This window comes from Saccharopolyspora montiporae, assembly GCF_015209505.1.
Lineage (GTDB): Bacteria > Actinomycetota > Actinomycetes > Mycobacteriales > Pseudonocardiaceae > Saccharopolyspora > Saccharopolyspora montiporae.
The window spans coordinates 191,062-206,098 of record NZ_JADEYC010000019.1 but is presented as its reverse complement, the minus strand read 5'-3'; the positions used below and the strand labels follow the sequence as shown (position 1 = coordinate 206,098).

The 15,037-nt window shown below is 71.7% G+C and carries 11 protein-coding genes; 2 read left to right on the top strand and 9 right to left on the bottom strand.

Going from position 1 to position 15,037, the window contains the following annotated elements; genetic code table 11:
* Window positions 1-468: 468 nt before the first annotated feature.
* On the top strand, window positions 469-603 hold the full coding sequence (locus IQ251_RS20015; RefSeq protein WP_255526591.1) for a hypothetical protein: 135 nt from the start codon (window positions 469-471) through the stop codon (window positions 601-603).
* A gap of 53 nt (window positions 604-656) precedes the next feature.
* On the opposite strand, the gene IQ251_RS13040 is transcribed toward IQ251_RS20015, so the two are convergent.
* Window positions 657-1,727 (bottom strand): hypothetical protein, encoded by a 1,071-nt coding sequence (locus tag IQ251_RS13040; RefSeq protein WP_193928797.1) that lies wholly within the window; start codon window positions 1,725-1,727, stop codon window positions 657-659.
* A gap of 155 nt (window positions 1,728-1,882) precedes the next feature.
* On the opposite strand from IQ251_RS13040, the gene IQ251_RS13035 reads away from it, so the two are divergent.
* Complete coding sequence (locus IQ251_RS13035) at window positions 1,883-3,046, top strand: DUF418 domain-containing protein (protein WP_228046666.1); 1,164 nt, start codon at window positions 1,883-1,885, stop codon at window positions 3,044-3,046.
* Between the two features lie 10 nt (window positions 3,047-3,056).
* Here the strand turns inward: IQ251_RS13035 and IQ251_RS13030 are convergent, their stop codons facing one another.
* From IQ251_RS13030 to IQ251_RS12995, 8 genes are all read right to left on the bottom strand, one after another.
* Window positions 3,057-4,277: a cytochrome P450 gene (locus tag IQ251_RS13030; protein WP_193928796.1), complete on the bottom strand. Its 1,221-nt coding sequence runs from the start codon at window positions 4,275-4,277 to the stop codon at window positions 3,057-3,059.
* 187 nt (window positions 4,278-4,464) lie between these two features.
* A complete protein-coding gene (locus IQ251_RS13025; protein WP_193928795.1) occupies window positions 4,465-5,232 on the bottom strand; it encodes a hypothetical protein in 768 nt (255 codons plus the stop codon).
* Window positions 5,233-5,234: 2 nt separating this feature from the next.
* A complete protein-coding gene (locus IQ251_RS13020; RefSeq protein ID WP_193928794.1) occupies window positions 5,235-7,382 on the bottom strand; it encodes a hypothetical protein in 2,148 nt (715 codons plus the stop codon).
* Between the two features lie 7 nt (window positions 7,383-7,389).
* Window positions 7,390-8,355, bottom strand: a complete 966-nt coding sequence (locus IQ251_RS13015) for a hypothetical protein (RefSeq protein ID WP_193928793.1) — start codon at window positions 8,353-8,355, stop codon at window positions 7,390-7,392.
* A gap of 49 nt (window positions 8,356-8,404) precedes the next feature.
* A complete protein-coding gene (locus IQ251_RS13010; RefSeq protein ID WP_193928792.1) occupies window positions 8,405-9,103 on the bottom strand; it encodes a Crp/Fnr family transcriptional regulator in 699 nt (232 codons plus the stop codon).
* Window positions 9,104-9,248: 145 nt separating this feature from the next.
* A complete protein-coding gene (locus IQ251_RS13005; RefSeq protein WP_193928791.1) occupies window positions 9,249-11,738 on the bottom strand; it encodes a PEP/pyruvate-binding domain-containing protein in 2,490 nt (829 codons plus the stop codon).
* 48 nt (window positions 11,739-11,786) lie between these two features.
* Window positions 11,787-13,388, bottom strand: a complete 1,602-nt coding sequence (locus IQ251_RS13000; protein WP_193928790.1) for a GMC family oxidoreductase — start codon at window positions 13,386-13,388, stop codon at window positions 11,787-11,789.
* 180 nt (window positions 13,389-13,568) lie between these two features.
* Window positions 13,569-14,963, bottom strand: a complete 1,395-nt coding sequence (locus IQ251_RS12995) for a GntP family permease (RefSeq protein WP_228046663.1) — start codon at window positions 14,961-14,963, stop codon at window positions 13,569-13,571.
* Between the last annotated feature and the right edge of the window lie 74 nt (window positions 14,964-15,037).

Sequence of the window (15,037 nt, the reverse complement as noted above, 5' to 3'; positions counted from 1 at the left end):
GGGGGCCCCCCCCGCGACCGGATTCCCGGCACGACCCCGCTCGCTCCTCGGGCGGGGTCGTGCTGACGTCCGAGCACCGTCCGCATCGGAGTTCGGCGTGCGGCGGCGGGCGCGGTTGGCCATGATCAGCACCATGGACCGCACACCCCGCGGCTGGCAGGTCGCGCTGGAGGACCTCGATCGCGCCCTCACCGGGCGCCCCGCCCGTGGGACGTCGGCGGGGCCGCGAGCCCGCCGGCCGCAGCGGGGGAGCGGTCCGCGCACGCGCCCTGCGGAAGATCGGGAGCCGGACCGCGGTTCCGCGGGTGGTGCGCGGGCGGAGTGAACCCCGGCCTGCGCGAGCAGCCGTGCCGGTCCGGACGGCCGCGCGGGGCGGATGCGCGTTGTTGTCCGGGTGTTCACGCGTTGCACTCCGCGAGTTGGAGTCCGAGGACTACCAGGACGGTCCGGAAAGGCGGTTCCGGGTTCATGCGGCTGCTGCAGGTCGACTGGGACCAGCAGAAGATGATCGTCGACACCGACTCGCCCTCGCTCGACGCGGCGAACCCCTTCGGCGAGGAGGACGACTGCACCGTCGACCTCGACCTGACCCCGGGCAGCTGACCGATTTCCCCGCGGACGCCGCGGTCGGCGCCCACCCGGGCTCGAAAACACCGTCAGGGCAGCTGTTTCCATCCCGCGGCATCGTCATTGCGCCAGTGCTGTCCGATCCCGCGCTCGCCGATCCCGGTGAACCAGCAGGTGCTGTCCGGATCCCAGCCGGCCAGCACCGCGGCCGCGTCCTCGTCAACGGTGATCGCGCGGCCCGCGGTGGTCAGGTAACCGTGTGCGGTGAGGTGCACCGCGTCGACGTCCGCGGCGACGCGGGACCAGTCCGGGAGGACCCAGCGGCCGTCGCGTCCCGTGGTGCGGAACCAGTCGTGCCGCCGCGCGGCGGTGACCTCCAACGGGTAGCGGCGGCACAGCGCTGCCCACGCCTCGGGTCCGTCGATCTCGAATACCGCCGCGTCTTCGGGTACCGCGGCGCGGTGCGTGACCGCCCGCTCCCAGCCCATGCTGTCCTCGACCAACCACAGGCCCACCGGCCCCAGCCCGTCGAGGAACCGCGTGCTGGACGGCATGTCGAACGGCGGTGCCGACCACCAGTACCCGGAGAAGGCGGCCCGGGGATCGCGCGGGCGTTCCCGCTGCGCCCGGTGCTCGTCCTCGATGGTGCCGCTGCGCCACCGGGAGAGCCCGGCCGCGGGATCGGCGGTGCGCTCCACCTGCGGCCCGTCGGTGAAGCGCACCGTGGCCTGCGCATCGCGATCCAGCGCGGTGGTCCACCACGCCGCGGCTGGTGCGGCGGCCACCCGCCGGGCGACACCGGCCAGCGCGTCCCGCATCTCCGGTGCCGCGCACAGGACGTCCTCCCCGTCGGGTTCCTGCCAGTAGCGGGCCGCGGACAGGACCCGGTCCAGCACCTGCAGCAGGCTGCGGCCGTCCGGTTCGGGAAGCGGCATGCTGTCCAGCGCGGCGGCGACGTCGGCCGGTGCGTGCGGCGGTGGCGGTTCGTCGCTGCCGGGGCCGAACAGCACCCGAGAGCGCCCGCGGCCCGGGTCCAGCTCGTGACCGGCGTAGAACACGGCCGAGTGCAGCTCGGGGGCGTGCGGGCCGGCGGTCGCGAGCTCCAGACACAACCGCCGTCCCCGCGGTCCGAGCAGCAGGGATTCCGGGTCGAAGAACATCGGCCGTACCGTAGCAACGGGATTCCCGCTCGGACAGCGGATTTTCGGTGCTCGGCCACCGCGGACACCACGACTGCCGCGCTCGGCGGGAAAAGCGCGTTCGTCGCGGCGCCGGCGACCGGTAGGGTCTGCGACGTCCAGCGGAGGGAGATCCGATGAGCGCCCACGAACGGCCCGCCCACGCGTCCGAGCAGGCCGGGCAGCGCCGCCTCGCGCCGGACCTGGCCCGGGGCGCGATGCTGCTGCTCATCGCGATGGCCTACTCCGGGGTCTACGCCGGGATCGCGTTCGGTGCACCGACTCCGGACCAGCCGCCGCCGGACGCGATCGCCCGCGTGCTGACCGTGCTGCTGCTGGACAACCGCGCCTTCCCGATGTTCGCGATCCTCTTCGGCTGCGGCATGTCCTGGATGATCGCCCGCCGGCGCGCCGCCGGTGCGGGGGAACCGGAGATGCGCCGGCTGGTCACCCGCCGCAGCCTGCTGCTGCTGGCGTTCGGTGCCGTGCACGCCTTGCTCGTCTACCAGGGCGAGATCCTCACCTCCTACGGTCTGGCCGGGCTGGTCGTCGGGTGGCTGCTGTTCCGCCCGGACCGGGTGCTGCGCCGGGCGATCGGTGTGCTGGCGGTGTGCTACGCGGTCACCTGCACCGCGCTGATGATCAGCACCGCTGCCGCCGCGCGCCTCGATGCGCAGGTCGCCGATCCCGCGGGCTACACCACGCTGCAGGACTGGATCGGGCGGCTGGTCGCCCTGCCGTTCCTGCCGCTGTTCCTGGCCGCGGGCTATCCGCTGCTGCTGGCCGTGGTGATCGGTTTCCTCGCTGGACGTCAGGGACTGTTCGACGATCCGGGCGCACACCGCGGCGTGCTGGTGCGCATCGCGGTCGGCGGGGTCGCGGTCTCGGTGCTGGGCGCTGTGCCGGCGGCGTTGATCGAGGTGGGTGTGCTGCAGCTGTCCGCGCTGCCGACCGGGGTGCTGCTGGCGTTGCAGGTGCTCACCGGAGTGCTCGGCGGTGCGGGATACGCGGCGGTTTTCGCGCTGCTGGCGCTGCGGCTGGACGCGCACCGCGGTGCGGTCACCCGCGCCGTCGCCGCGGTGGGGCAGCGGTCGTTGACGTTCTACCTGTTCAACTCGGTGGTGGTCGCCGCGGTGCTGCACCCGGATCTGCTCGCCGTCGGGCGGCACGTCGGAAGTCTCGGTGCGCTGGCCGTCGGCTTCGGTTCCTGGTCGCTGGCGCTGCTGATCGCGACGTGGCTGGACCGCGCGGGGCGCGCCGGCCCGGCCGACGCTCTGCTGCGCACCCTCGTCTACCGGTGAGGCCGCCGCCTCAGCACGTAGGCAGGCAGTGGACGGGGAGCCGCTTGGGGCCGGTGAGCGCCGGGTTGGTGTAGAAGGTGGGCGCATCGTCGTGCGGAGCGGCGATCCGCGGGAAGCGCCGGAGCAGCGCCTGGATCGCCACCCGGCCTTCGAGGCGCGCCAGGGGAGCACCGAGGCAGAAGTGGATCCCGCGACCGAACGCCAGATGTGGGTTGGGGTGGCGGTCGGGACGGAAATCCGCTGCGTCGTGGAACCGGGTTTCGTCCCGGTTGGCGCTGGCCAGCCACACGGTGACGGGCTGGTCGGCGTCGATCTCGCGTCCGCCGAGACGCACCCGGTCGGTGGTGACCCGGAGCACCTGGGTGAACGGGCTGCTGGTGCGCAGCACCTCCTCCAGCACGCGCGGGATGCGGGTGGGATCGCCGCGGAGCTCGTCGGCCAGGTCCGGCCGCTGTTGCAGCCGCAGCACCGTGCTGCCCAGCAGCAGGGTGGTGGTGATGTGCCCGGCCAGCAGGAGCAGTTCGGCGATGTTGATCAGCGCGCCGCTGCCCAGTAGACCGCCGTCCATATCGGACCGCTGCAGCGCGCTGAGCAGACCGTCCCGCTCGGTTCCGCGGTGCCTGCGGCACTGGTCGTCCAGGTAGTCGCGCAGCTCGGTGCGCGGCTGCCGGATCGCTTCGGTCCGCTCGCCGAACAGTTCTTCGCCCACCACGGGATCACCGCTCTGCTGCTCCAGCATCGGTTCGATCCAGGACCGGATGAGCTCGCCGTCCCCCGGCGGGAGTCCGAGCAGCTCGCCGATCACCGCGACCGGGAGCGGGTAGGCGAGGTCGGTGACCAGGTCCCACCGATCACCATCCACTCCGGACAGCAGGTCCTCGGTGAGGGCCGCGATGCGCGGTTCCAGATCGGATACGACCTTCGGGGTGAACGCCTGCGCGACCGCTGCGCGCAGCTGGGCGTGCCGGGGCGGGTCCATCGCGGTGAGCTCGCCCTCGGCGAAGTCGGCCGCATCCGGGTACACCCGGCTCAGCTCGGAGGAGAACGACGCGGGTTCGGCGAGCACGTGCGCGACGTCGTCGTAGCCGAACGCGTGCCAGAACCCGGTCCGCTCGTCGAACCACACCGGTTCTTCCGCCCGCATCCGGGCGAACCAATCGTGCCGGGCATCGACGTCCTGCGGTGCCGTGTAGCCGCCGGAGCCCGCGGCATCGCGCTCATCCGGATCCATCGTCGTACCTCCCGCTGCGCATCCCGGCGCACCACCGGTGCACCGCGAACGCAGATTAGCCGCGAGGTGCGGTCCGCGGGCCCGATGTTCGCCCGCCGCGGACCTCGCCACGAGCGAAACGGCGCGTTCCGACCGAACACCGAGAGCCCCGGGTGCCCGGACCACGACCGGCCCGGGCACCGAACTTTCAGTGTTCGAGCCGGTCGAGCCGGTCGGTGAGGTCGGACCGGCGGTAGTGGCCGAACACGCCGCGCAACCTGGTGAGCAGGTAGTCCCGGATGGCCCCGTCGTCGGTGGCCAGCAGGTCGTCCACCAGCGTTCCCGGCGAATCCGCCCGCTCTTCGGTTACGAGGATGTCCCGCAGTTCGCGGAACTTCTGCGCCACCGGTACGGCCTGCTCGGGCTCGTCGTGGTGATCGAGCAACCACCACGCGGTCGCCCGCAGCGGATCGCGGATCAGCGAGCACATGTCCTGCTGCTGCTGTTCGCGCCGCTGATCGTTCCACGACAGCACCGCATTCCGGCGCTCGGCCTGTTCCCGTTCGCGAACCGCGGTCACCAGATCGGGGTCGACGTCGACGACCGTGCACTGCGCCCGGGCCTGCACCCGGGAATCGGACACCGGTTCCCAGTGCAGCAGCGCGGTGTTCAGCTCGGCCCGGACCCGCTCGGACGCGGTGAGCCGGTGCCGTGCCGCGACCGGCTCGGCGCGCCGGGCGATCCCGGCCAGCGCGATGTCCGACGCGGAGGGTTCCGCATCGGCAGAACCGCACCACGCGAAAACCGTGACCGTGGTCGCGAACGGCAGCGTCGGGTCCGCGCTGGGCAGATCCAGGGTGGCGGTGTGCTCCGCGTTGATCGAGTCCTCCGCTACCGCACCGGTCAGCGTTCTCCGGCGGACCTCCTGCGCGAGCTGCCGGTGCCGGAGGCGCCGCCAGCGGATATCGGCCAACATGCTCATTCCCGCCCCCAAACCGGATCGATCTCTTCCAGCCGGATCCACAGCTGCCGGACCACGTCCGCCAGACCGCTGCTGACCCCGGACAAGTCCAAAGAGCTGCTTTCGGGCTTGCTGGCGTGCTTGACCTGTGCGATCCGGTTGAATTCGGGGCCTGTCGCCTGCACGAGGGGTTCGACCATCTCGCCGCGCTGGTCGACGTGCAGTTGTGCGGCGACGTGCAGCCAGCTCTCGACGAGCGGCTTGATATGTTTCGGGGGCATGGTGTCGATCGCGTGCCGCCAGAATCCCTCCGCTGCTTCCGGGTCCACGGTGCCGGGCAGGTCGGTGAGGACCTCGTGCACGCCCTGTGACATCAGGTCCAGTCGTGCCGGGGAAGCATCGTCGAACCATTCGGCCAGGTAACGCAGGAAACGCGAAGTGCCCAGTTCGGTGCCGATCTGCTGCAGCGAACCCAGCACCGAGGTGCGTACCTCGGCGTCCTCGGATCCGGCCAGGTGTTTGAGCCGGGTGAGGGCGATCCTGGGGAATGCTGCACCGATTCCGCCACAGACCTCCGATGTCAGAAGTTTGAGGTCGGTGTTGCCGTCTCGCGCCCAATGCCACAGTTGCTGACGCACCGGCTTGCCGAGTCCCGAGTCGGTCGCTGCTGTCGTCAGCAGGCGCACGGCGATCGATCGGCGGTATCGGTCCCTGGGGCTCCGCGCCGATCGCCCTCCAGCTGAATCGGCCGTTTTGGTCCAGCTTGTCGCCAGACCGAGCGCGATGCGGGCTCCGCCCTGCCGTGCGAGCAGGACCGTCCTGTCCGCGAGCTGCTCCAGGTCGTGGCGTTCCAGGTCGTCCACGTGGCGTGGAAGGCTGCCGAACCAGGCGAGCAGGGGATCGTGCAAGTCAGGATGCTCGTCCCAGAAATAGCGCAACACGTCGGTGCCGAAGCTGCGTGCCCGGAACGCTCGATCTACCGGGTCGAACCACTCGGTCGGCAGGTGCTGCAACCGGACAGATGGGCTGCGGCGCAACAGCGGTGCTTTCGGTTCAGGCGGTGGGATTTCGTTGTGTGCCAGCAGTTGATCTGCAGCCTGTGCGATGTGCTGAGAAGAGGCGGTTTCCAAGGTGGCTGCGGCGAGCAGTAAGGCGATCCACTCGGCGTCCTGTTCGCCCTGCCGTTCGAGGATCCGATTCCGAAGCTCGGACGGGCGGGCAGATGACTCCTGTTCCAGGGCGTCGTGCAGGGCGCGGTGTGGTCGTGCGCCGCGTTCGGTGGCATCGCGCACGGCTTCCGCCACCGCCTTGACCTTCGGCGGCCACATGTCGGTGAGCTGTTCCGGAACACCTGTGTCATCGACGAGCGTGGACGCGTCCACACCGGTGATGTGGGCTAGGACTCGCATCGGATCAGGTTTGCCCAGCACGTGCACTCGACCCGGAACTCGATCTTCGAACGAACGTTCAGTGCCGGGTGGGATGATCAGCATGAGGTAGCTGTCGTAATGCTGCAGGTGGTTGGTGAGCTCGACCAAGCCCCGGTCGATCGCCTGGAGGTCGGCGCCATCCGATCCGCGAAGGTCGATCAGGATCGCTGCAGGTTCTTGCGTCGCCAGCAGGGTAGCGGGATGCAGGCGGACGGTCTGGTCCATGAGCTCTTCGCGAACGATGAGGTCCGGTTTCCGCCGCTGCAGCTCATAGCTGAGGCGCAGGCACGCTGACAATTGGCCGCATTCGTCTCCCGGTGCGCTCACCAGCACGACCCGGCGTTCCACGAGCACGTCGAGGGCGGTTCGGCCCTGGCCGTGACGTGTTTCCAGCAGCCCGTCCGGTGCTACGTAGTTCTCCGCCAGTCGCCGAAGCGCTTCCGGGTCTTGGAGCCCGCGCCCGTTGCGATCCCCGACCATCGATCGAGCGAGGTCGGGAATTAACTCGGGCGAGTAGATGACTGCACCGCGGTAGTCGTTCTTGTTGTGTGACTGGTCGATTTCCTTGCCGGCGACGTTGGCGCCCTCGCTTGCCGAGACCGCGGAGGACCGGGGGCTCGGTGACTCTTCGTTGGATAGGCGCTCGACGGACATGTCCGGAGGCGCAGGTGCTCGCCCCTCCTGCGGGACATCGGCGTCGGACATGCCGAACCGATCGACGTCGTGATCCTCCATCGCTAGCTCACTTCCCGGTCGTGTCGTGGTGCGGACGGTTGCTGCGCCGACCGCTCGACGAGCCGAAGTTGGCATCGCCCTGGGTGGTGAACTGGCCGGAGTTCTCCTGCTTGTTCGTGGACTGGTCGATGTTGCCCATCGCTGCGGTGCCACCCGTTTCCGCGTGCACCGACGGCATGTGCACTCCCCCCTCTATGTCCCTGGCCTGGTTGGCGTTGGTGACGGGCCCGCCGACGAAGTTGGTAACCGGGGCGGTCGGGGAATGCTGGGCCGTCTCCGCTGGGCCGGGTTCCTCCGCCGGATCGGGCTCGTCCGCCTCGCCGAGCAGTCCGCTGCTGAGCAGGTCTCCGGAGAGGGTGGGCACGCGCAGGTGGCCGGTGCCCGAGAAGTCCTTCTCCGCGATCCGCAGCGGTGCTGCCACGAACTCGGTTGCGCGGCGCACGGTGCGGCCCCCGCGGATCACGTGCTTCATCACGTCGTCGGACACCGCCACGGCCACCATCGTGACCTCCGGATCCGAACGGTCGAGCAGGGCGCGCAGTTGCGGTGCGTCGATCATGCGCATCGCCTCGACCGGCACGGTTCCGGCGGGCGAGTCGGCCAGGTGCTCGTCGAACGCCTGGAGCGGACCCAGGTGCAGGCTCGCGCGCATCCGCATCTGCACGCCGACCGCCTGCAGTTCGGTGCGGCGCCGCCGGAGTTCGGCTTGCAGGGAGTCGAAGTACCTGTCCACGACGGCGCGCACCGAGCTCGGTTCGATGCCGATGAGGTAGCCGTCGCCGCGGAACGCGCGGAACCGGTTCTCCTGCAGGAAATCGGTGATGTTCGCCCGGACGGCCGCTTGGTTGAGGACCTCGGGCAGCGTGCGGACGATCGTGCCCTGCGCGGCGTCGTGGTGCTTGCTGAACCCGCGGACGTCGACGGCGAGAACGCCGCTGTACTGGCCGGGGTCGGGAGAGGATTCGTGTCCCACCGGTGCTCCTCGTGTCGGGGTGCGTGGCGGGACCGAGCGTGCCGGCCAGTCACGTCGCGTTCTGTCCAGAAGTGGACACAGCGCCGGTGTGCAGCGCGGCCGGATCGGGCACCTCCAGCCTGCCGCGGGCCGTGCGGACCAGACCCGCGGACTTCCACCGCGCCAGCACCGGGGTGATCGCCGAGCGGGCCAGTCCGAGCGCCGCGGCCAGCTCCTCCTGGGACATGGCGATGGTGCCCGGGCGCGGGTGATCCGGTCCCGCCGCGTCGATCAGTGCGGTGATGAGCTCGGCCAGTCGGGTCGCCGTGGTGCGATGCGCCAGCTGCCAGGCGTGCGGGGCGCTTTCCCGCATTTTGCCGACGATGTAGGCGGAGAGCTGCTCGCGCGACCCCAGCGCGTCGGCGAGATCGAGGAACCTCCGGTCGGACAGCTTCGCGGTGATGCCGGGTTCGATGGCCTGCACCGTGGCCGAACGGGGGCGGCCGTCCCGGCCGGACAGCTCACCGAGCACGTCGCCCGGACCGCGCACTGCGAGCAGGACTTCGCGGCCGTCGGGCTCGGCGTAGACGACCTTCAACCGGCCGGACAGGCACAGCAGCACCCACCCGCCGGGACTGCCCTGGTGCAGCAGGCGTTCGCCGGCGCGGTGGCGGTTTCGCGCGCCTTCCTGCGCCAGCGCGGCCCACGCGGTATCGGACACCAGCGATCGGAACCCGCGCGGACGGCGGGCGTCGTTCTCGTTGCGCATGGCCTCGTGTGTAGTGGCGCGGCACGGCGGCGTGGGTCGGGAACGCGCAGATCACTCGAAGAGCCGCGCCGTGGTCGCGGTGGGTGAACAACGGACGTGGTGCGGGTGCGCGCAGGGCTGTGACCCGGCCGGACATCCGGGCGCGTCACCGTGCGTGGTCGTCAGGGGTGGTGGCGTCCTCGGGCAGGATTTCGACCGTTCCGCTGGTTCCGTCGATGTGCAGCAGGTCGCCGGTGCGGATCGTGCTGGTCGCGTCGCGCACGCAGATCACCGCGGGAATGCCGTACTCCCGGGCGACCGTGGGGCCGTGCGCGATCGGCGATCCGGTTTCGCTGACCAGGCCGGCCGCGGTCATGAACAGCGGTGTCCAGCCCGGATCCGTGGTTGCGGCCACCAGGATCTCGCCCGGCTCCAGGTATGCGCCGACCGGATCGGCGATGACGCGTGCCCGGCCCCGGGTTTCTCCCGGGGCGGCGGCCATGCCGGAGAGCCCGCCGTCCGGGGCCGGTTCGGCGGGGTTCGCCGCTTCCAGATCGGTTCCATCGCTGAGCAGGGCGCCGGGTACGCGGCTGCGCGTGCGTTCCCGCTCGTGCACCCGGCGGCGCTCGGCCACCAGCGCGCGCAGGTCCGCGCCGTCCCGGGCGCCGGCGCAGGCCTCGTCGACGTTCAGGAACATGATGTCCTCGGCCCGGTCCAGCACACCGGCGGCGGCGAGGTCCCGGCCGGCGAGCACCAGCTGCCTGCGCATCTCGGCGAACGGGACGAGCCAGGCGAACTTGGCGTATTCGCGCATCCCGGCGAGCTCCCGCGAGCGGTGCATGAGGAACGCGGCGATCCGCCCGCGCACGGGACGGGCGCGCACCGCGCGGGCGCTGAGCTCGGCGAGCGCGCGCCGGGCCGCCGCTGCCGCCCGCTCGAACCGCCGGTCCGGTGCCTGCTCGGGATCCTGCAGCCGCAGGTAGTTGGCCACCGCGGCGAACACCGGCGCCGGGTCCTCGCGCCACCGGGGCAGCCCGATGTCGACTTCCCCGGAGGCGCGGTGGCCGTACTCGGTGAGGAACGCGTCGACCCGGACATCGGGCAACTCGCCGCTGCGGTGGCGTTCGGCCAGCTCCGCGGGGGAGTGGTCGGTGAACAGCTCCCGGTGCGGTCGGGCGCGTTCGGCGACTCGCCACAGCGCCAGGTCCATCTCGGTGGTGACGTTGTGCGGCATCCCACCGAGCACCCGCTCGGTGTCGGTCTTCGTCGCCACCCCGCGCAGCAGCGCGGCCGGTGCGTTGCCGGCCAGGATCCCGGCGTAGGTCGGTCCGAGCACCGGGCCGAAGTCGCCGCCGAGCATCTCGTGGAACGCCGCGTCGAAGACCCAGTCGAGCCGCTGCTGTGGTCCCGCGTCCGCACCCGGCCCGCGCAGCTCGCGCAGCCGTTGCACGCCGCGCTGGGCGCGGGCCCGGGCGGCGTGCGGGCGCGCCAGCGAGCGCGCCGTCGCGGCCAGCGCCACCGGCGCCAGCTTCGCGGCCACGCGCAGGACCGCGGAGACGGGGATTCGGGATCGGCGGTCGGGTGCGAAGCGCGGATCGGTGAGCGCCCGCCCCACCGCGGCCTGCACCCGCGGCCCGTACACCTGCAGACCGTCCACCAGCCGCCCGCGCAGCCGCCTGTTGCGGACCATCGCGGTCAGGTCGAAGTACAGCCGCCCGCCGATGTCGACCATCGGCCCGCGTCGCGGATCGGATCCCGCCGGGATGCCTTCGGTCTCGCACCAGCGTTCCCACACCCGCTGCATCATCGCCATGCCCATCGGCGTGAACGGGCGCAGCATCCCTTGCAGGTGACCGATTTCCAGGTACAGCCGCGGCATGTCGGGCAGGTCCTGCGGGGGCAGCGGGAACAGCGTGGTGATCGGCCGGGACTGCACCAGCCACAGCGTCCCGTCCCGGTCGTGGCACCACTCGACGTCCTGCGGTGCGCCGAACAGCTCCTGCGCGCGGCGCCCGGCCGCGGCGAGCTCGCCCAGCTGCGCGGAGGTCAGGCACCCCGAGGTCGCGCGGGGAGCGGCACCGTCGTCGACGGCGTAGTGCTCGGGTTCGGTCGAGCCGTCGACGACCCCGGTGCCCAGTCCGCGCACCGCCTCCACGACCGTCCGGCTGCGCGACCCGGTGACCGGATCGGCGGTGAACAGCACCCCGGCGGTGTCGGCATCGACCATGCGCTGCACCACCACCGCCATGCGCACCTCGTCCCGGTCGATGGTGTTGGCCCGCCGGTAGGCCTCGGCCCGCTCGGTGTCCAGCGAGGCCCAGCAGCGGCGTACCGCGTCGACCACCTGCGCGGCACCCTCGACATCGAGGTAGGTGTCCTGCTGGCCGGCGAAACTCGCCTCCGGGAGGTCTTCGGCGGTCGCGCTGGAGCGCACGGCGACCTTCCCGGAACCGAGTCGTCGGTAGGCGGCCTCGATCGCCTCCGCGGGAACCTCCCCGGAGTCGAAAGCGCCGGTCGTCACGCAGAATCCAGCGGGCACGCGCTCGCCGGCGGCGAGCAGCTCGCCGAGGTTGGCCGCCTTGCCGCCGACCAGATCGCCCATGCCGGCGCGGACCTCGTGCAGATCGACGACCGCGTCGCCGGAACCGTCCGGCATCACGCCCTCCTCACCGAGCACCCCAGCCGGACGATACGCCCGTGGCGGTCAGGCGTCGTCGCGGATCATGTCGGCGGCGCGCCAGGCCAGCGCCGTGATCGGGCCGTTGGTATTGCCGGAGGGCATGATCGGTAGCACCGACGCGTCCACGACGCGCAGCCCGGCCACCCCGCGCACCCGCAGCCGCGAGTCGACCACGTCCGCATCGGCCGGGCCCATCGCCGCGGTCCCGATCGCGTGGTACCCGGCGGAGCCGCCGAGCAGCCCGGCCTCGACGATCTGCTCGTCGGTGCGCGCCTGCGGGCCCGGCGCGGTTTCCCGCTCGATCCGCGCCGCGAGCGGTTCGGTGCCGAACAGCCTGCGGATGATGCGGAACGCGTCGGCCGAGGTGGTGCGGTCGTGCTCGGTGGTCAGGTAGCCGGGGTCGATGTCCAGCGGGGCGTCCGGATCCGCCGAGGTGATGCGCGCGGTTCCCCGGCTGTCCGGGCGCAGCGGGTAGGCGATGCACAGCACCCCGGGGTCCCGCTCGACCTCGATGGCCGCGCCCGGTTCGGGCGGCAGCATGGAGAACGGTGCGATGTGCAGCTGCGCGTCCGGGCGGTCCAGTTCGGGGCGGGTCTTGACGAATCCGATGACGTCGAACGACGGGGCGGCCATCGGTCCGCCGCCGGTCGCCTGGTACTCCGCCATCGCCTGCTGCTGTCCCTCCGGCGTGCTGAGCAGCCGGTTGTAGCCGAGGTCTTCGGTGAGCCGGAACTGCGCGGTGAACACGCGGTGCTCGCGCATGCCGGCCCCGACCCGCGGGCTGGGCACCGCCACGCCGACCCCGGCGTCCGCCAGCACCTCGGGATCGCCGATCCCGGACAGTTGCAGGAGTTTCGGCGTCGCCAGCGTCCCAGCGGACAGGATCACCTCGCGCGTGGCGCGGTATTCGACGTCCCGGTCGTCCTGCCTCCCGCGCACGCCCACCGCCCGGCCGTCGTCGAGCACGACCTCGTCGACGGCGGTGCGCACCGCGACGGTCAGGTTGGGCCGATCCGCGACCGGGTGCAGGAAGGCGTGCGCGGCGCTGACCCGCCGGCCGTCGCGGATCGTGGCCATCGCGTAGCCGATACGTTCCTCGTCGGCCTCGTTGGGATCCCGCGTCCGGCGCCAACCGAGTCCGGCACCGGCGGCGAGGACGTCCTCCAGCAGCGGATCATCCCCGGCGGCTGAGGAGATGTGCAGCGGCCCGCCCGCACCGCGAAGCTCGGAGGCGCCGAGTTCGTGGTCCTCGATCGCGGTGAAGACCGGCAGCATCTCGTCCCAGCCCCACCCGGGGTTGCCGAGCCCGGCCAGCGCGTCGTAGTCGGCGCGGTGCCCGCGGTTGTAGACCATGCCGTTGACCGCGCTGGACCCGCCGAGCGTCTTGCCCCGCACCCACTGCTCGACCTGCCGGGCCGGTCCGAACGGGCGGGTCGGGTGGTGCCACGCGGTGGTGGTGTCGCCGAGGAGTTCGCTGAACCCCCGCGGCACGGTGATGAGCGGGTTGGTGTCGTGGTCGCCGGCCTCGATCAGCAGGACGGTCGTCCCGGCGTCGCGGGAGAGGCGGTTGGCGAGCACGCAGCCCGCGGTTCCGGCGCCGACGATGATGTAGTCGAATCGTGTCACGGAAACTCCCCATCCCGGCCGGGGCGTCGCGCCCCGGCGTTGCGGAGATGTCGGCTCGTGCGGCAGTGCGGTTGAGCCGATGGTAGGAGCATCGGCGGCCGGTGTGCGCGACATGCCCGCCGCGGCACCCGAACAGACGCGCACGGCGCCGGAAACGACCGGTTCGCACCGGCCGGTGCGTCAGGAGGCGAGGGCGAACAGCAGCGAGGCGAACCCGAACGCCACCACCCCGACGAGGGTCTTGATCACCGTCCAGGTCTTGAACGTGGTGGGCACATCCATGCCCAGCAGCCGACCGATCATCCAGAAGCTGGCGTCGTTGACGTGCGAGAGCACCGAGGAACCGCCGGCCAGGGCGAGCACCACCGCGGCGTTCTGCACCGGGTTGAGGTCGGCCTGGGCGACCGCCGCGCCGAGCAGCCCGGCCGAGGTCGTGATCGCCACCGTGGCGGTGCCCAGCGACACGCGCAGGATCGCGGCGACCAGGAACGTGGACACGATCAGCGGCAGCCCGATCGTGCCCAGCGTTCCGGCCAGCGCGTCGCCGATGCCGCTGGCCAGCAGCACACCACCGAACATGCCGCCCGCCCCGGTGATGAGCACGACCGGTGCGATCGGTTTGAGCGCGTTGTCCAGCAGGTCGTCCAGGAACTGACGGGTGCGCCCGCGGCGGGTGCCCAGCACGTGCATCGCCACCGCGACCGTGATCAGCAGCGCGATCGGCGGCTCGCCGAACACCTGCACCACCGGGATCCACGCCGCCTCGCCCAGTGCGCCGGTGTCCACGGCGGTGCTCAGCCCGGTGTTCGCGAAGATGAGCACCAGCGGGAGCAGCAGCAGCGCCAGCACCGTCCGCGGCCGCGGCGGATCAGGCTGCTGCCCGGTGTCCGGACCACCGGAGAGCAGATCCGGCACGGGGAGCCGGATGCGCCTGCCGATCCAGCGTCCGTAGAGGTAGCTGGACAGGTACCAGGTGGGCACCGCCACCACGATGCCCAGCAGGATCACCAGCCCGACATCGGCGCCGAGCAGGACCGTGGCGGCCACCGCGCCCGGGTGCGGCGGCAGCAGCACGTGCATCGTGGACAGCGCGCCGGCGGCGGGCAGCGCGTAGATCAGCACCCCGCCACCGAGCCGCCGGGCGACGGTGAACACGATCGGCAGCATCACCATGAACGCCGCGTCGAAGAAGATCGGGAAGCCGAACAGCAGCGCGGCCACGCCCAGCGCCAGCGGCGCGCGGTGCTCGCCGAAACCGCGGATCAGCGCATCGGACAGCGCCTGCGCGCCGCCGCTGGTCTCCACGATCCGCGCGAACATCGCGCCGAGACCGACCAGCAGCGCGACCTCGCCCATCGTGTCGGCGAAACCGGAGGTGAGCACGTCCACCACCGCATCCGCCGGAATACCCGTGGCGAAGGCGGTCGCCACGCTGATGCCGACCAGCGCCAACAGCGGGTGCACCTTGAACCGGACGATGAGCACCAGCAGCAGCGCGATGGCCGCCGCGGCGATGCCGAGCAGCGCGGGTGCGCCCATCGACTGGGCGAATTCCTGCTCCACGGCAACGGGCATCCGGGCTCTCCTGCGCGGTCGTCGGGCAGTGCTCGCCCGCGGCCCTGCAGCGGGTCGCGGCGCCGGGGCAGATC

Excerpts from the sequence above, each read along its gene's own strand:
- IQ251_RS13025 (WP_193928795.1), bottom strand. The coding sequence starts at position 5,232 with ATGTTGGCCGATATCCGCTGGCGGCGCCTCCGGCACCGGCAGCTCGCG.
- IQ251_RS13030 (WP_193928796.1), bottom strand. The coding sequence starts at position 4,277 with ATGGATCCGGATGAGCGCGATGCCGCGGGCTCCGGCGGCTACACGGCA.
- IQ251_RS13005 (WP_193928791.1), bottom strand. The coding sequence starts at position 11,738 with ATGCCGGACGGTTCCGGCGACGCGGTCGTCGATCTGCACGAGGTCCGC.
- IQ251_RS12995 (WP_228046663.1), bottom strand. The coding sequence starts at position 14,963 with ATGCCCGTTGCCGTGGAGCAGGAATTCGCCCAGTCGATGGGCGCACCC.
- IQ251_RS20015 (WP_255526591.1), top strand. The coding sequence starts at position 469 with ATGCGGCTGCTGCAGGTCGACTGGGACCAGCAGAAGATGATCGTCGAC.
- IQ251_RS13010 (WP_193928792.1), bottom strand. The coding sequence starts at position 9,103 with ATGCGCAACGAGAACGACGCCCGCCGTCCGCGCGGGTTCCGATCGCTG.
- IQ251_RS13020 (WP_193928794.1), bottom strand. The coding sequence starts at position 7,382 with ATGGAGGATCACGACGTCGATCGGTTCGGCATGTCCGACGCCGATGTC.
- IQ251_RS13040 (WP_193928797.1), bottom strand. The coding sequence starts at position 1,727 with ATGTTCTTCGACCCGGAATCCCTGCTGCTCGGACCGCGGGGACGGCGG.
- IQ251_RS13035 (WP_228046666.1), top strand. The coding sequence starts at position 1,883 with ATGAGCGCCCACGAACGGCCCGCCCACGCGTCCGAGCAGGCCGGGCAG.